Origin of the sequence: Stenotrophomonas bentonitica (assembly GCF_002887735.1) — a bacterium.
Lineage (GTDB): Bacteria > Pseudomonadota > Gammaproteobacteria > Xanthomonadales > Xanthomonadaceae > Stenotrophomonas > Stenotrophomonas bentonitica_A.
Window position 1 is genome coordinate 319,796 of sequence record NZ_PKQP01000002.1, and the last position, 16,004, is coordinate 335,799.

Below are 16,004 nucleotides of genomic sequence, written 5' to 3' on the forward strand. Positions count from 1 at the left end.
GTGGATCTACCCGAAGGCGACCGTTTGTCGCGGTAGGGCCACGCCGTGCGTGGCCGACTGCTCCGGGCCCCGCATCACCCCATGCGGTGTCTATTCTCCCGGCTTGGCTGCCGCTGTGACTGCCTGTGATTTCGCCCGCCGTGCCAGCGTCGCTTCGCGATGGGCGATGTAGGCGTTGGCGCCGAGGATGATGCCGGCGCCGATCACGGTCCAGCGGTCCAGCGCTTCATTGAACAGCAGCCAGCCCAACAGGCTCACCAGCGGCAGCTGCATGAAGCTGATCGGGGTCAATGCGGAGACCTCGCCCAGGCGCAGCGCACGGGTCCACAGCAGCTGGCCCAGCGTGCCGAGCACGCCGGTCGCGACCAGCCAGACCCACGCCAGGCCAGTCGGCCAGACCCACACGAACAAGGCGGGTACCAGCGAAAGCGGCACCCAGAACACATAGGTGTAGAACACCACCGTATCGGCGCTGTCCACCCGGGTCAGCTGTTTGATCTGGATCGCCACCAGCGAGCTGAGTACCGCCGCGCCTACTGCCACCAGAGTGCCCGGGGTGAAGCTGGTCGAGCCGGGGCGCACGATGATCAGCACGCCGATGAAGCCGATGATCACCGCCGCCCAGCGGCGCAGGCGAACGGTTTCACCCAGCCACAGCACCGCGGCGATGGTGACGAACAGCGGGGTGGAGTAGGAGAGCGAGATCGCCTGGGAGATCGGCAGGTGCCCGATCGCCCAGAACGCGCACAGCATCGAGGCCAGCCCGATCGCGCTGCGCAGGAAGTAGCGCGGCAGCTGCTGCGTTCTCAGCGGCGCGCTGCCCGGGCGGATCAGCATCGGCAGCAGCGCCAGCAGGCCGAAGGCGTTGCGGAAGAACGCCACTTCCTGGGTCGGCACGTAGCGGGTGGCGTAGCGGATCGCGATCGCCATCAGGCCGAAGGCCAGCGTACTGCCGAGCATCAGCAGGGCGGCCCGCAACGGCGTGGCCACCGGCAAGGCGGGGGCGCGATTCACCACTGTGCGCCGATCAGCCTCGGTTCCGGTTCGATCGGCACCCCGAACTTCTCCAGGACCGAGGCGGAAATCCGTCGCGCCAGCGCGAGCAGTTCTTCGCCGGTGGCCTGGCCATGGTTGACCAGCACCAGTGCGTGGCTGGGGGCCACGCCGGCATCGCCATCGCGGTAGCCTTTCCAGCCGCAGCTCTCGATCATCCAGGCGGCGGAGATCTTGCGGCGGCTGTCGTCGTCGGCCGGGAACACCGGCAGCTCGGGGAAGTGCTGCAGCAGCACCTCCACCTGTTCCAGTGGCAGGATCGGGTTCTTGAAGAAGCTGCCTGCATTGCCGAGCACGTCCGGATCGGGCAGCTTGCGGCGGCGGATGTTGATCACCGCGTTGGCCACATCGGCGGCCACCGGCAGTTCAACGCCCATCGCCTCCATTTCTTCGGCGATCCCGGCATAGCCCAGGCGCAGTCCATGCAGCAGCGGCAGCCGCAGTTCGATCGCGGTGATCAGGTAACGGTCCGGGTCGTGCTTGAAGATGCTGTCGCGGTAGGCGAACTGGCAGCCTTCCGCATCGAAGCGCACCCAGTCGTTTTCGTGTCGGTCCCAGGCATCCACGGCCTGGATGAACTCGCCGACCTGCGCGCCATAGGCGCCGATGTTCTGGATCGGTGAGGCGCCGGCAGTGCCGGGGATCAAGGCCAGGTTCTCCAGGCCGGACAGGCCGTTCTGCAGCGACCACATCACCAGCCCATGCCAGTTCACGCCGGCACCGGCGCGCACGATGGTGTGGTCGGCGCGGTGCTCCAGGATCTCGATGCCGCGGTTGGCGAACACCAGCACGGTGCCTTCCACGTTGTCGGCGATCAGCACATTGCTGCCGCTGCCCAGCACCAGCAGCGGCTGCTCTGCGACGCGTGGCAGGGCCAGCACCTCCGGCAATACGGAGGGATCGAACACCTCCAGCAGCTGCGCTGCCGTGGCGTCGACGTGGAAGGTGTTGAGCGCCTTCAGCGAGGCGTTTTCAGTGATGGCCCAGGCCGTCATCGCGTCGTTCATAGCGGTGCCACCGCGCCGCGGCTGGGTGCCTCTCTGCGGCGGCGGATCGCCTCCACGCACTCGTGCACCAGTTCCGGGCCACGGAAGATCAGGCCGCTGTAGCACTGCACCAGTGCGGCGCCGGCGGCCATCTTGGCCACCGCGTCCGCACCGGACTGGATGCCGCCCACGCCGATCAACGGCATCGACTCGGGCAGGCGCGCACGCAGGCGGCGCAGCACCAGGGTCGACTGGCCCAGCAGCGGCGCGCCGGACAGGCCACCGGCTTCGTTTGCCCGCGGGTCACCGGCCACCGCACTGCGGTCGATCGTGGTGTTGGTGGCGATCACACCGTCCACCTTGAGCTCGCCCAGCACGCGCGCGGCGGCATCGATGTCGCGGTCGCTCAGGTCCGGGGCGACCTTGACCAGCATCGGCACGCGCCGGCCATGCTTGGCGGCCAGGCGTTCCTGGCTCTCGCGCAGCTGCGAGATCAACTGGCGCAGCGCGGTCTCTTCCTGAAGCTCGCGCAGGCCAGCGGTGTTGGGCGAAGAGATGTTGACGGTGATGTAGTCGGCCAGCGGATACACCTTTTCCAGGCAGTGCTGGTAATCGTCGAACGCCTGCTCGTTGGGGGTGTCCTTATTCTTGCCGATGTTGATGCCGAGCAGGCCGGTGCGGCGCTTGGCGCGCTCCACATTGCGCACCAGCGCGTCCACGCCCAGGTTGTTGAAACCCATGCGGTTGATGATCGCCTGGTGGTCCGGCAGCCGGAACAGGCGCGGCTTCGGGTTGCCGGCCTGCGGCCGCGGGGTGATCGTGCCGATCTCCACGAAGCCGAAGCCCAGCGCCAGCAGCGCATCGATGTGCTCGCCGTTCTTGTCCAGGCCGGCGGCCAGGCCCACCGGATTCGGGAAATTCACTCCGAACGCGGTGGTCGGCAGCGGGTCGATGCGGCGGCCCATCAGCGGCGTGGTGCCGGTGCGGTAGGCCAGGTCCAGCGCATTCAGGCCAAGGCCGTGGGCGCGTTCTGCATCAAGGGCGAACAGGAAGGGGCGGGCAAGCGAGTACATGGCGTTCAATCAGTCCAGCGTGCCGACAAAGGCACGGGTTTGGTATTCAAAGGCAATCTGGCCGTCCACCGCATGGGCGTCGAACAGCTGTTGCAGCGCATCGAGCATCGGCGCGTGGCGCGGGTGGCCGGCCTGCGGTGCATAGGAAGAAGAGAGCAGGCGCCCGCGCAGGCCATCGAAGTCCATGCGCTGCACGTTCGGCAGGCGGGCCATGCCGCGCAGGCCCTCGCCGAACCACGCGCGCATGGTGTCATCGTCCTGGTAGCGCTCGGCCACTTCCACGTAGTCGGTGCCGAACTCCTGCAGCAGCTGCTCGTAGCCGATCAGGAAGGGCGAGGCATCGAGCAGGCGCGAGTTCCAGAACACCAGCGCCATGCCTTCGGGCTGCAGGATGCGGGCCCATTCGCGGCGCACTGCCGTGGTATCGAACCAGTGGAAGGCCTGCGCGGCGGCGACCAGGCCAACGCTGTTGTCGGCCAGGCCGGTGGCCTCGGCGGTGCCGTCGGCCACCTTCAGGCGCAGATAGTCAGGCGCAAGCACCTGTTCGGCGGCCTCGCGCATGGCCGCGTTCGGCTCTACCGCGATGACCGGGTGGCCGGTGGCCAGGAACAGCCGGGTGGAAATGCCGGTGCCGGCGCCGATGTCGGCGACCAGGGTCTCGGCAGGTACACCGATGTCCTGGTGCAGCCAGTCCAGCAATGCCGGGGGATAGTCGGGACGGTAGCGGACGTAGTCGGCAACCCGACTGCTGAAGCGTTCGGTCGAATCCGAGCGGCTCATGTGCACCTCACGATTGGGTAGCGGCAAACCAGGCCAGTCCGCCGAAGAACAACAGAATCACCACCAGGGCGAGCAGGCTGCCGATCACGATGATCCAGCCCAGGATCAGGCCGGCCAGTGCCATGCCGTCGCCTTCCAGCTCCAGCGGGCGACGGCGGATCTCGGCGCGGGCCAGGTGGCCGGTGATGATGGCCGCGACGCTGCCGATGAAGGGCAGGGCGGTCCAGCCGAGGATGCCCATGATCAGGCTGACCACGGCCATGGCACTCGTTTGTCGGGGCGGAAGGCTCATGCAGGTCCTGGTCGCGGTGGGGTGGTTCGATGATAGGGCCAGCGGCGGGTTTATCCCATCAGGACCTGGCCACCATCGACATTCAAGGTGTGCCCGGTGATCCAGCGCGCCAGGGGCGAGCACAGGAACAGCGCGGCGTTGGCGATGGCGGCCGGCTCGCCGAAGCGGCCGAACGGAATCTTCGCCAGGGTGTTTCGATACAGCTCCGGGTCCTGTTCGCGCCGGCGCGCCCACAGCCCATCCTCGAACTCGATCGAGCCCGGGGCGATGGCGTTGACGCGGATCCGTTGCGGCGCAAGGGCCAGGGCCTGCGAGGTGGTGTAGTGCATCAGCGCGGCCTTGGCTGCCGCATACGGCGCGCCACCCGGGCGCGGCTGCTGGGCCGCGATCGAGGCCAGGTTGAGAATGCAGGCATCGCTGGATTGCTGCAGCCAGGGCAGTGCCAGCCGCGAGGCCCGCACCGCCGACATCAGGTCGACGTTCAAACTGGCTTCCCAGCCCGCCTCATCGTCGGCCATGCCGTAACCGGTCGCATTGTTGACCAGCACATCGATACCGCCCAGGGCCTGAGCGGCATCGTCCAGCCAGCGGCCGATGTCGTCCAGCCGGGAGAGGTCGGCACTGGCCGTATGCACGGCCAGGCCGAGCGCCTCGGCATCCGCACGCAGCGCAGCCAGACCGGCCTCGCCGCGTGCGCAGACCGAGACGCCGGCGCCTGCCGAAGCAAACGCCAGCGCCATGGCGCGCCCGATGCCCTTGCTGCCACCGGCAATCAGTACCCGGCGCCCGGTGAAATCCAGGCGTGGGCCGGCCGGCAGCTGGGGCACTGCATCCATCACAGGTCGAACTTGATGCCCTGGGCCAGCGGCAGCGAGTCGGAGTAGTTGATGGTGTTGGTCTGGCGGCGCATGTAGACCTTCCAGGCATCCGAGCCGGACTCGCGGCCACCGCCGGTATCCTTCTCGCCACCGAACGCACCGCCGATCTCCGCACCCGAGGTGCCGATGTTGACGTTGGCGATGCCGCAATCCGAACCCGCGGCCGAGAGGAAGCGCTCGGCGGTCTTCAGATTTGTGGTGAAGATCGAGGACGACAGGCCCTGCGGCACGCCGTTCTGCATGTCGATCGCCTCGTCCAGCGTGCTGTACTTCATCACGTACAGGATCGGGGCGAAGGTCTCGTGCTGGACGACCTCGTCGCTGTTCTTCAGGCCGGTCACGATGGCCGGCAGCACGAAGTTGCCGGCGCGGTCGATGCGGGTGCCGCCGGTCTGCACGGTGCCGCCGCTGGCCTTGGCCTTCTCGATCGAAGCCAGGAACTGCTGCACGGCGCCGTCGCTGTTGAGCGGGCCCATCAGGTTGGCCGGGTCGGTCGGATCGCCGATCTTGCCTTCCACCTGCTTGTACGCCTTGATCAGCGTGGCCAGCACGTCGTCATGGATGGATTCGTGCACGATCAGGCGGCGCGTGGTGGTGCAGCGCTGGCCCGCCGTACCGACCGCGCCGAACACGATGCCCGGGATCGCCAGCTTCAGGTCGGCGGTTTCATCGAGGATGATCGCGTTGTTGCCGCCCAGTTCCAGCAGGCAGCGGCCCAGGCGGTGGGCGACCTTCTCGGCGACCTGGCGGCCGACCTGGGTGGAGCCGGTGAAGCTGATCAGCGGCACGCGCTTGTCGGCCACCATCTTCTGCGACAGCTCGGTGCCGGCATCGTTGATCAGGAAGAACAGGTCCGGGAAGCCACCTTCGCGCAGCGCTTCATTGCAGATGCGCATCGAAGCGATCGCGGTCAGCGGGGTCTTGTTGGAGGGCTTCCACAGGCAGATGTCGCCGCAGATCGTGGCCAGGAACGAGTTCCAGGCCCACACCGCGACCGGGAAATTGAACGCACTGATGATGCCGACCAGGCCCAGCGGCTGGTACTGCTCATACATGCGGTGGCCGGGGCGCTCGGAATGCATCGTGTAGCCATAGAGCATGCGGCTCTGGCCCACGGCGAAGTCGGCGATGTCGATCATCTCCTGCACTTCGCCATCGCCCTCGGGCTTGCTCTTGCCCATTTCCAGCGCGACCAGCGAGCCCAGGGCGTCCTTGTTGGCGCGCAGGGCTTCGCCACACAGGCGCACGGCTTCGCCGCGGCGCGGGGCCGGGGTGGTGCGCCAGACCTTGAAGGCTTCCTGGGCGCGGGCCACGATGGTTTCGTAGTCGGCGTCGGTGGTCGCGTAGACCTTGGCGATGGCTTCGCCGGTGGTCGGGTTCACCGGGGTGATCACACCGGCATCGGTGGCCGAGGACCACTCGCCGTTGCCAAGGTAGGTGCCAGCGTTGGTCGCGTCGAGGCCGAGGGCCTTGAGCAGGTCAGAGGACATGCAAACTCCTGTTGCGTTGCGTTTGTAAGGCGCTGGCCGCTGGCAGGGTGGGGGGCGGCAAGCTGACCTCTGATGGTAGCAGAGGGGAGCTGGGCTTCCCTTGTCACAAGCAGGGTGCCGGTGGGGAGACTGACTTCCGAGGCATCAAGAACTTAGGAAAGTCTTTCAAATTCAATAAAGTAAGGTTGGTTGCAGCCAAGAGAGAGATAGGCGGATGCCGGATCGTTCAGGCGATCTGGCCCAGTGCATGTGCATGTGCATGTGCATGAGGATAGTGAGGCGACCAGGACGGCGGGTCGCGATGCCAGCGCCAAGCACTTTCGATGATCGGTTCAAGCGCCGTCCATTGCGGCGTCCAACCCAGCAACCGCCGTGCCTTTTCGCTGCTCGCCACCAGATGGGCGGGGTCACCGGCACGCCGGGGCGCGAGATCGTAGGGAATCTGAACGCCCGTGACGGAGGCCGCAGCTGCAATTACCTCCTGCACGGAGAAACCTTGGGCATTGCCCAGATTGAACGTGTGCGCGCCCTCTTCGCGCCCCATGAACCCAAGTGCGAGGGCATGGGCCTGAGCAAGGTCCTGCACATGGACATAGTCGCGCACACAGGTCCCATCGGCGGTGTCGTAGTCATTTCCAAACACTTTCAGCGCCGGGCCCTCGCCCAAGGCTGCGCGGAGCACATTTGGAATCAGGTGGGTCTCGCACGCGTGCGCTTCCCCGATGCCATGCTCGGGCAGCGCGCCTGCGGCGTTGAAATAGCGCAGCGTCACAGAGCGGAGACCGTAAGCATGCGCTGCATCGGCCAGAAAACGCTCCGCCATTAACTTGCTGGCACCGTACGGATTGATTGGAGACTTGGGGTGTTCTTCATCGATGGCTTGGGTCATTGGGTTGCCAAAGACTGCGGCGGTTGAAGAGAACACGATCTGGCCTACGTCATGCTTACGCATGGCTTCCAGCAAATTGAGCGTGCCAGTCACGTTGTTGCGGTAGTACGGATAAGGCTCTGCGACGGATTCACCGACCAGGGAGCGCGCGCAGAAGTGCATCACGGCGTCAAAGCGTTGCCCGCCGAAGGTGTGTTCCAACCCCGCCGGGTCCATCAGGTCGGCCTCTATCAAGCGGCCCCAACGGACGGCGCCTCGATGGCCAGTGGACAGGTTGTCCAGCACCGTGACCGTGTGACCCCGCTCGGCAAGCCATTGGGCCATGTGGCTGCCTATGTAGCCGGCGCCCCCGCAGATGAGAATGTTGTAGGTACTCAAGGAACAAACTCCAAGTGCGACACATCGCAGAGTAAAGGGGGCATCACAGAGGGGACGGCCGGTTGCTTCAAGCGCTGCTGATCTTGCTTCGCGGTGCCTGCGAGTGCTACCAGACGATCGCGAACGCGGCCGGGACGCGTACCACCTCAATACGCTGGTGGCCCCCGAAACGCTGCGTCGCCGTGGTTAACTGTGCAGTCACTGGGCTGCCTCTAGTGCCTTCAGAAAGCGCACCCCACGGTCCGTCCAATCGAAGCATCCCTCGGCACCCTCATAAGCGTGGTTCTGCAGGCTGTTGAGATAGTCGAAATCGTCAATGCGTTCGCAAACCCCCTGTGCCAGCGCCGCCAAGTCGTTGAACTCGGCGAATGCGCTGGGCGCGCTCACTCCCAGGCCGGAAACGGCGCCCTTCATAGCAAACATCGGCAGACGGTTGAAGACATAGGTCAGCAGGCGCACCTTAAACCCGCCGCCGAGGAAGTCCGCGACCACACTTGCCCGACAGGTCGCGAGGAACGCGTCGATGTCATCGACAAAGCCCATGAAACGCACGGTCGGGTAGCGGCTGGACAGCGTGTCGCCGAGTGCATCATCGATCGGCCCAACTACGGCCATCTCGACACCTGATCGATGGAAGACGGGCGCTGCATGCTCCAGCCAGCGCTCCAGAATCACCTGCTTCTGGCGGGATTCACGCCCGCCTAGGACGACGACACGTCGAGGAACCGAGGCATCGATCCGGCGTTGAAGCGTGCTGCTGCCCTGGTACCCCGGCGTCAAGGTGACGTACTGCAGACTTGGCAACTGAGCCTTGTAGAGTGCGGCGTCATCGGGATTGATCAGTGACAGGAGGTCCACCGATCGCACCAGGTCAAGCTCGGCCTTGCCCACCTTGATGCCATCCAGTTTCAGCGCAAGGCGTAGCAGCGGATTACCACCATACGCTGCGTACTTCTCAACGCGCACCGAGGCTTCGTGTTCATGGGAGATGTAGGAGATGCGCGTTGCGGGACGACCGGCGCGGTACGCCAGCACCCGCGGTAGAACATGGTAGGAGCCAATGTGATCGATGACGATCGCATCCCATTCTTCCTGAAGGACCAGTGCCACGGCTCTAGTGTAAGCAGTGGTTTGTCCGCGCCAGGCAATGTTGGGCAGGCGGGTGGCGACCGATCCCATGCGTCCCTTGCGCGGAGCGCCTGCGACGATCCAGCGCACACCATCTTTGTCGACCGGACCATCAGGCTGCACGCCATTGGTGGCAACCACTGCGGTCACGTCTGCGACGTGGGCAAATGAGGTGGCCAGCCCCCTGGAATAGCTCATGTCGCCGCCACGCGCCGGTGCGTACGGAAAGAGGCGGCTGAGGATGAGAATGCGCTTACGGCGAACGGACGACATCGTGTTGTTCCTTGGTGCATATGGGGGCTGGAACCGAACTGGTCACGTCCCAGTCCAACTCGGCGGTGCCGCCGGGCTCCAGTGTGATCAGCCATCCTTGCCGAGCCTGCAAGTAGTGGCTTGCCCAGGAAGACGCGCAGAGATCTGCCACGCGCCCCTTGCGAATCACCATATCCACGATGATTCCGTCCTGTGCGAACTGCAAATGGTTCCCTTCGCACGAGACCACTTTCCAATCGGCGGAGATGAGCAGGTTGGTGCGCGGTCGGGGAAGATTCCCGTACCAGCGGTCGCTCACATGCAGGCAACCGTTCCGCAGCGTTAGACTTCGGTCCGCGGTGCCACGTTTGAGATTCAGCGCCCCGGACACGCGATATCCGCCCTCGACCGGGCCACACTCGGTCAGCTGCGCCTTGCTCATACGGCCTACTTTGAAACAGCCGCTGTACTCGACTGGCTCGACCTCTCGCCAGCCTGGCCCGTTGTGGCTTGCAGCCGAGCGTTCGAAGCGTCTGCGCTCGCCTGTGGAGTACTGATATGTGCCCGGATCCACGATGAACCTTCTGCCGTGCAGGTCGATCTCCACCGCCAGGAAGTCGGCGTGGCCGTGCCCGGGATTCCAGTACGGGCCAATCGCACCGGCATCAAACAAGGCGAAACACGTTTCATCCTGCAGGCGGGCATAACCGGCATGCCGCAGCACTTCAAGCGTCTGCATTGAAGCGGGCTCCATGAGTGCACTGACTGGAGGTACCTCTCCGAACCAACTGTCGTTGAACAGTGCAATCTCGCCATCCGGATGCGACATCACCGCCCACGCATGCTCGGCTAGGGCGAGGCGCTCGCGGGCCAGTTTGCGAGTGGCGGCGTCCAGGAAAGGGGTGTCCTGGAACACGCGCAAGGCCATGACGGTCAACCCCTGGTACATGGCGGAGCGCTCGGACAGTAGTCCGTCTTCGAGGACGCAATCCAGAATGATCTGATGCACGTCGCGGTTCAGGCGCGTCGCGATAGACGTCGGAACCTCTTCTGCGTGGCTGTAGTAAAGACACAGCGCCGCCAGATTGCGTTCGACGTGATTGTTTTTAAGCTCATGCTCGATGGTGTCCAGCACGAAGGCAATATCTCGTCGGAGAAACGCCTCGATGGCGACGACCAGTGAAGTTCCGAGCGAGCGCTCCTGACGCGCGACAAGATAGCCGCTGAGTACGCTGAGTATCCGGTGCGATGCGCTGTATGGGAACCAATAGGAGCTGAAACACCCGTCCACCGCGAAGCTGCTGCTGGCATTGAATCGAGCCAAGATCTCTTCGACGGCTTGGTGATGCGCGGTCGTGCCGGAAACCAGCATGGGGCAGATGAATCCCAGGTGCGCCAGCTTCATACGCCAGAGATGAAGGTCTTTCTCGACGGCAATGGTGTGGTGCCAATCGATCTTTGCGACGCTGCCGAAATCTACGGATTGACCGAAGAAGGTGAAGTGGCCACGAGCCACATCGTCCATATCGTCTAGGTACTCGTCCCGATAGAATCGGGAGACGAACATCACAGCCGTTCCCGTTGCTCCGGTGCCTCGCGAGGCGATGACTGGCACACGCGTACTAAGTCGTTCAAGGCGTCGTGCGTAGGCATTGGGAAACCGCCGGGCAAGGACATTGCGAAGCACCCGCTTGAGATGATACCCAAGCATCTTCGCATCAAGCCGCGATGCGGCTTGCAAAGTTCGTAGATTGATTTCCAAAGTAGTCGTCCAGTTGCGTCCGTCCTTGGAGCGCGCCGATAGAATGTCATCGGCGCCCCGTGTTTCATCGGGAGGCAATCCGCTCCAGCAGGGTGGGGTGGAGGCGCTCCAGATACCCGGTTCCGTAGTCCTGCGTGCCTGGCAGTGGGCCAAGTGGTGCGAACGTTGTGGTGGGGCGCGTCGCCAGGCCTTCAGGACCTGCGCCTTGGATCAGTAGTGTCAGTTCGTTCAGATGGGCGATGAAGTCGGGTGACAGATACTGCGGCTCGCCGGCCCTTATCTCGCGCGCCATCTCAGCAATGCCGACGAACTTGTCCTGCGCGTAAACCTCCTTGCGACGGACCCATTCCTTGACGCGGGTTCGCAGAGAAGAACGCACCGATTGGTCCTTTTCCACCGCGTTGGACTTCCAGTTCCGTACCAGGCGCATGCGGCGCCCGCCGATACCGAACAGCCTGCCCAACGAGCGGCTGTTGCGCAGCACCTGGAGCTTGCGCGCACTCAGGCTGCCTTTGGAATAGCGCTCAAGGTGGACCGGGGAACGGTACTGGCGGTAGCTGTCCGTAGATACCTCTCCATCGGTGCCGATCACGCGCATGCGATGATCGCGGGGCGCCACCACGCTGCAGGTAATTCGGGCCGATGTGCCATTGGCAAACGTCAGGCAGGCGACCGAATAGTCCGGCGTCCCCGAGCGGCCGGGCACCCCTGCTGCCTTGGTCTCGATCAGCTCGTTGGAGTAGGCGGTAACCGCGATTGCCGGTCCCAGCAGCCCACAGATCCAGACAAGATGGTAGCCCACGTGCTCAAAGGTGCACCCTTCAAGGATCTCCTCCTCAAGTGGCCACGGGGCACCCGTCGGGCTCCGAACCTTCTCGAACTCCATCAGATGAATGGGGTTGTCATCCAGCTCGGCGTACACCAGAAGCGGTTTTCCGATAGCCCCGTCGCCGACTGCTTTGAATAGCGTTCTCACCGAGTCACTGTAGATGTTGCAGGGCGCACCGTACATGCGCACTCCGTTGATCGTGGCGATGGCGAACAGTTCCTGGGTTTCCTGCAGATTTCGGGTTACAGGCTTCTCGCTGTAGACGTGCTTTCCAGCCATCAATGCCTTGCGGCTCACGTCGAAATGCGCGCCGATATTCGTCAGGTTCACTACGATATCCACCCGGCCGTCGTTCAACAGGGCGTCCAGCGAGGCATAGCGTTCAAGGCCATAGTACGCACAAACGCGATCCATCCGATCGGACTTGAGATCGAAGACGCCTACGATGGCCAGCTCTGGATGAGCCTTGAAGGTCCGCATGTAGATGTCGAAGACAAATCCGCAGCCCACGATTGCAATGTTCACAATTCAGCTTCCACGTTGCGGTCGGGCAGGAGTGCTGGCAATCAGTCCAGCGGCCCGCGCAGCGACCTTCATATTGGAGATCTTGGTGGTTCCTACCAAGACAGTGGCGATACGGGGATCATGATGCAGCTCCTGGATGCGTGTGGTGGCGTACGCCGAGGGATCCTGCGCGGCGGCTATCGCGCTCTGGCCACCCAGAACTTCACGTGCAATGACCTTCACGCCCTGCTGGAAGGCCTGCGCCAGTACCTGGTCGTAATCATTGGCACCAGGATGGAGCGGTAGCTGCAAGGCGCCTACCCTCGGATCCGCCAGCGCCGCCATGGCCGTGCCGACGTCATCGACCGATACGCCAACAACACGAATCTTGCCGGCCTGCTGGGCGTTGTGCAGCGCCTGAATGGCTTCACCATCGCGCAGCGCGCTTTCCTGCGGGCTGTGCAACAGGTAGACGTCGATCGCGTCACGCTGCAGTCGACGCAGACTGCCGTCGATTGCCGCAGAAATGAAAGCGGTGTCCCAGCGCGTGGGCAGCGGCTGACTACGCAGACTGCTTACCCCGTTTCGTGCCGTGTGGGATCCGCGCGCGACAAGCCGGATCAGGCCTTTTACCGGCACCAGAATGCGCTTGGAGAAGGGCAGGTACTTGCCTCCCTTCGTGCAGACCAGGCAGTCACTGCGGTTACCGATAGCGTTGCCTATCAGCCGCTCGCTATCGCCTTGGCCATACACGTTAGACGTATCGAAGAACCGATAGCCCTCGTCCAACGCGGCCGCAAGCAGACGGGTGGCTTCTGGACCGGCTACCCCATTGACCGATCCGAGTCGGCTGCATCCCAGGCCTAAGTGGGCGTGCGGCGTGAGGGAATCACCGCGCATGCATCGCTCCAGGCGCCACCGCAGCGCCATCGACGCGCGGGACGGGGGGCTCAGGTTCGGCATCCGCGCGAGGCGGAATACAGAAAATGGCCAGTGCGAACCAGGAGATCGGATCGACGAAAGCCGCACCGGCGTACCAGACAATCCACGCACACACGATCGCCCGGAACGGGAGGGCCACACCCATCGTGCGCAGCAATGCCTTGGTCAGGGCCACGAACAGGAGACCACCGACGGCACCCATGTAAATCCACTGCCACCAGAAACCGTTCGACATCAGATCATTCGCCCGCAAAGCCGGGTCTGCGAACCAAGGAAACAAAGCGAAAGCACCCTTGTTGAGCCAGTTGCTGTCGATGATCGGGCGCGCGGCCTCTGCGTTACCCACACCTACCCCCAGCAACGGATATCGCTCCAGGACGTCGATGCCGACGCTTGGTCCCACGGCGATGCGTCCAAAGAAGCTGCCGGTGGCGCCATGGTCACCAAGCACCAGCTTGCTGAGGGCGGCGAGCTGGGTCATGTACGTCTGTGCGATCAGCGTCGAAACCAAAGCGCCGCCCAGAAGGAACAGAACCAATGCACGCCCCTTCTTTGTCTGCGGCCAGTACATCCACGTGGCGATGGCGGCCATGTAGAACACGATGATCATGCTTGGACAGACCAGGTAGGTAACTGCCAGCATGATCAGGCCATTCCTCACCGCGTGCGGCTTGCCCGCCGAGCGCATGCTAAGGATCGCCACGGTGCACAGGCAGAGTAGGGTCGTGGCCAGGAATGAGGGTTCGGTGGCCATGACCTTGGGCCGGATCTGGCCATACAGAAGCTGATCGCGCTCAAAGCCGGTGTACATGCCACGGCCAGATGCGGAGTAGATTGCCTGACTCATGGCCTCGAAGACTTCGCGCAAGGCGACGAATTCCAGAAGTGCAAGCAGCACAAAGAACAGCCACAGGCGTGTAGAAAGTCTGACGAGTCGTGCTGGATCAATGGTGGTTACCAGTGCGGCAACAGCGAGCATGAGCGTCATCGATACCAGCAACTGGATGCTGCCCTTGTATGTCTCAAACACCGCGGAGGTGGACAGGAAAGGGAAATTCAGAATGGGAGCAAGCACCAGAGCCGCAGCAAGCAGAAGCATCAGCGGAAGCGTCTTTAGAAGCGCCCTATGATAGAGCGCTGCAAGCGCAGCGCCGGCTGCCAGGCAGATGAACTGGGGAACCAGTACGCTGCCTCCGCTGTAGATGGACAGTCTGAGATGTGCGCCGACGAAGAACGCGATCAGCAGAGCCAGACCTACTGTCGAGCGGCTGAAGCTTCCATGCGCGTTGGGCTGTGCGTAGACGTGGTTCATGATGACGTGATCAATTTGAGGGCATTGTGCGATGAGAGGAAATCACCGGCCATTCTCCCCCATAGGTAATGTGCAAGGGTGGCTGAAAGAAGAGTAGTGACCAAAGCCAGTAAGTTCCACGGCTGTGCAACGCCAGCACTGGACCAGGCTGGGGTAGGGCGATTGAACACGGCAGGCAGAATGTCGCCGATTGCCTTGCCGGCGAGGATACCAATCACTGCAGCGAATGGGCCGTACTGACTTCCAAGAAGAAAAGCCAGCGCAGGAGACAGGACGCCTGTGAGAAGCTGGCCGCCGATGTTCGCATTGATGGTGCCGTGCGCTATTCCCCAGAAATAGGAGGGTGCACAGAGGATGTTGACCAACCAGCAGACCGAAATCATCGCGACCAGCGACATGAACTCGCTTGAGTACGTCTGCAGCCAAAGGACGGACACCAATGGCGCCACGCCAATGGCTATGATCATGAGCGATCCCCCCGCGAGGGCGGCGACGCGATTGCTCTTGGTGAAAAGCGCGCTACTCGCAGTGGAATCGCGCTGTGAGAGCTCAGCAAAGGCAGGAACGAGGTTCTGGAGTGCCATGATCGCAACTGTCCGGATCTGATACACCATTCGATATGCCATCTCGAAGATGCCGACAGATGCGGGACCTGCCACTGCTCCAAGGACCAGTTTAGAGAGAGGCTCAAACAGGAGGTTCGCGATCGTACCGATCTGAAGCTTTGCGCCAAAGCCGAAAAGCTCCTTCAAGACCAGTCTTGAGAAGCGGGGAGGGCCCAGAATGGCGCCGGAGATGTGCGCAAAAATCGCTGACGCCGCAATGGTGAAAAGGTACTGCGCGGACTGTGCCCAGGCAAGTCCGAGCAATCCGTGTGACTTCACTAGAAGATAGGATGCGACTACCTGGATGATCATGCCTCCAATGGAGGAAAGGGCGCGCAGATCCGACCGTTGAATGCCGAGCAGCGTCGCTGCCAGTCCCGCATTGATGTTGAGTAGCCAGAAAGTGAACAGCGCCCAAGGCAACAGTTGCCGGGCTGCGGTCAACTCCACGCCGCTCAGGGCAAAGCCCAGCGCGGCATTCAATGGAAGCCACCCGAGAAGCGCGATTACCGCCATGAGAATGGCAATGGTGGAAAGCGCTGTCCAGAAGTAGAGCGATACCTGGACATGTTCTTGTCGCCCACGCGCAGCAGCAATGAACCTGGATAGGCCAGCAGCGATGCCGACATCGGCTACGCGTCCGAATGCGGTAGTGGCAAGCACTATCGACCAGACGCCAAGCATGGCGACGCCAAGCTCAGCGACGACGCTTCGGTAGATCAGGAATAACCCAATGCCCCCGATCACGACCTCTGCGGCTGAGAAGAGGGAGTTTCTTCTGAGATTCAATTGAAAGTGCTCGCTTGACTACTTAGGTTGCTGTTGATGCAGGAGCCATGAGGTGCACTCGC

At 63.2% G+C, this 16,004-nt stretch carries 14 protein-coding genes; all 14 read right to left on the minus strand.

Features of this window, described 5'->3' with window-relative positions:
* Positions 1-90: 90 nt before the first annotated feature.
* The 14 genes from C0R07_RS05815 to C0R07_RS05880 all read right to left on the minus strand — a co-directional run bounded on the left by C0R07_RS05815 (position 91) and on the right by C0R07_RS05880 (position 15,900).
* Positions 91-978 (minus strand): DMT family transporter, encoded by an 888-nt coding sequence (locus tag C0R07_RS05815; protein ID WP_102788507.1) that lies wholly within the window; start codon positions 976-978, stop codon positions 91-93.
* A 32-nt stretch (positions 979-1,010) separates the two neighbouring features.
* A complete protein-coding gene (gene murB, locus C0R07_RS05820) occupies positions 1,011-2,060 on the minus strand; it encodes a UDP-N-acetylmuramate dehydrogenase (protein WP_102788374.1) in 1,050 nt (349 codons plus the stop codon).
* A complete protein-coding gene (locus C0R07_RS05825) occupies positions 2,057-3,112 on the minus strand; it encodes a quinone-dependent dihydroorotate dehydrogenase (protein WP_019183056.1) in 1,056 nt (351 codons plus the stop codon). Before C0R07_RS05825 ends, murB begins: the two co-directional genes overlap by 4 nt.
* A gap of 9 nt (positions 3,113-3,121) precedes the next feature.
* Positions 3,122-3,892 carry a class I SAM-dependent methyltransferase gene (locus C0R07_RS05830; protein WP_102788375.1) on the minus strand — a complete coding sequence of 257 codons (771 nt, stop codon included), beginning with the start codon at positions 3,890-3,892 and terminating at the stop codon, positions 3,122-3,124.
* 7 nt (positions 3,893-3,899) lie between these two features.
* Positions 3,900-4,184: a DUF4190 domain-containing protein gene (locus tag C0R07_RS05835; RefSeq protein WP_019183054.1), complete on the minus strand. Its 285-nt coding sequence runs from the start codon at positions 4,182-4,184 to the stop codon at positions 3,900-3,902.
* A gap of 50 nt (positions 4,185-4,234) precedes the next feature.
* A complete protein-coding gene (locus tag C0R07_RS05840) occupies positions 4,235-5,020 on the minus strand; it encodes an SDR family NAD(P)-dependent oxidoreductase (protein WP_102788376.1) in 786 nt (261 codons plus the stop codon).
* Entirely contained in the window at positions 5,020-6,552 is a 1,533-nt protein-coding gene (gene amaB / locus C0R07_RS05845; RefSeq protein WP_046273729.1) for an L-piperidine-6-carboxylate dehydrogenase, read from the minus strand. Before amaB ends, C0R07_RS05840 begins: the two co-directional genes overlap by 1 nt.
* A 226-nt stretch (positions 6,553-6,778) precedes the next feature.
* Positions 6,779-7,819 (minus strand): UDP-glucose 4-epimerase GalE, encoded by a 1,041-nt coding sequence (gene galE / locus C0R07_RS05850; RefSeq protein WP_102788377.1) that lies wholly within the window; start codon positions 7,817-7,819, stop codon positions 6,779-6,781.
* A 198-nt stretch (positions 7,820-8,017) separates the two neighbouring features.
* The gene (locus C0R07_RS05855; RefSeq protein ID WP_102788378.1) at positions 8,018-9,220 is read right to left on the minus strand and encodes a glycosyltransferase; all 1,203 of its coding nucleotides are present in this window, start codon (positions 9,218-9,220) and stop codon (positions 8,018-8,020) included.
* Positions 9,201-11,039, minus strand: a complete 1,839-nt coding sequence (locus tag C0R07_RS05860; RefSeq protein ID WP_146027581.1) for a heparinase II/III family protein — start codon at positions 11,037-11,039, stop codon at positions 9,201-9,203. Before C0R07_RS05860 ends, C0R07_RS05855 begins: the two co-directional genes overlap by 20 nt.
* The gene (locus C0R07_RS05865) at positions 11,026-12,315 is read right to left on the minus strand and encodes a Gfo/Idh/MocA family protein (protein WP_102788380.1); all 1,290 of its coding nucleotides are present in this window, start codon (positions 12,313-12,315) and stop codon (positions 11,026-11,028) included. Before C0R07_RS05865 ends, C0R07_RS05860 begins: the two co-directional genes overlap by 14 nt.
* A gap of 3 nt (positions 12,316-12,318) precedes the next feature.
* A complete protein-coding gene (locus C0R07_RS05870) occupies positions 12,319-13,194 on the minus strand; it encodes an aldo/keto reductase (RefSeq protein ID WP_167390324.1) in 876 nt (291 codons plus the stop codon).
* The gene (locus C0R07_RS05875; RefSeq protein WP_102788382.1) at positions 13,184-14,548 is read right to left on the minus strand and encodes a hypothetical protein; all 1,365 of its coding nucleotides are present in this window, start codon (positions 14,546-14,548) and stop codon (positions 13,184-13,186) included. The genes C0R07_RS05870 and C0R07_RS05875 overlap by 11 nt, the downstream gene beginning before the upstream one ends.
* Complete coding sequence (locus tag C0R07_RS05880; protein WP_254427782.1) at positions 14,545-15,900, minus strand: oligosaccharide flippase family protein; 1,356 nt, start codon at positions 15,898-15,900, stop codon at positions 14,545-14,547. The genes C0R07_RS05875 and C0R07_RS05880 overlap by 4 nt, the downstream gene beginning before the upstream one ends.
* Between the last annotated feature and the right edge of the window lie 104 nt (positions 15,901-16,004).

What these genes read in the sequence shown, in the direction of transcription:
- murB (WP_102788374.1), bottom strand. Translation starts at nt 2,060, where the DNA reads ATGAACGACGCGATGACGGCCTGGGCCATCACTGAAAACGCCTCGCTG.
- C0R07_RS05825 (WP_019183056.1), bottom strand. Translation starts at nt 3,112, where the DNA reads ATGTACTCGCTTGCCCGCCCCTTCCTGTTCGCCCTTGATGCAGAACGC.
- C0R07_RS05830 (WP_102788375.1), bottom strand. Translation starts at nt 3,892, where the DNA reads ATGAGCCGCTCGGATTCGACCGAACGCTTCAGCAGTCGGGTTGCCGAC.
- C0R07_RS05835 (WP_019183054.1), bottom strand. Translation starts at nt 4,184, where the DNA reads ATGAGCCTTCCGCCCCGACAAACGAGTGCCATGGCCGTGGTCAGCCTG.
- C0R07_RS05840 (WP_102788376.1), bottom strand. Translation starts at nt 5,020, where the DNA reads ATGGATGCAGTGCCCCAGCTGCCGGCCGGCCCACGCCTGGATTTCACC.
- amaB (WP_046273729.1), bottom strand. Translation starts at nt 6,552, where the DNA reads ATGTCCTCTGACCTGCTCAAGGCCCTCGGCCTCGACGCGACCAACGCT.
- C0R07_RS05855 (WP_102788378.1), bottom strand. Translation starts at nt 9,220, where the DNA reads ATGTCGTCCGTTCGCCGTAAGCGCATTCTCATCCTCAGCCGCCTCTTT.
- C0R07_RS05870 (WP_167390324.1), bottom strand. Translation starts at nt 13,194, where the DNA reads ATGCGCGGTGATTCCCTCACGCCGCACGCCCACTTAGGCCTGGGATGC.
- C0R07_RS05875 (WP_102788382.1), bottom strand. Translation starts at nt 14,548, where the DNA reads ATGAACCACGTCTACGCACAGCCCAACGCGCATGGAAGCTTCAGCCGC.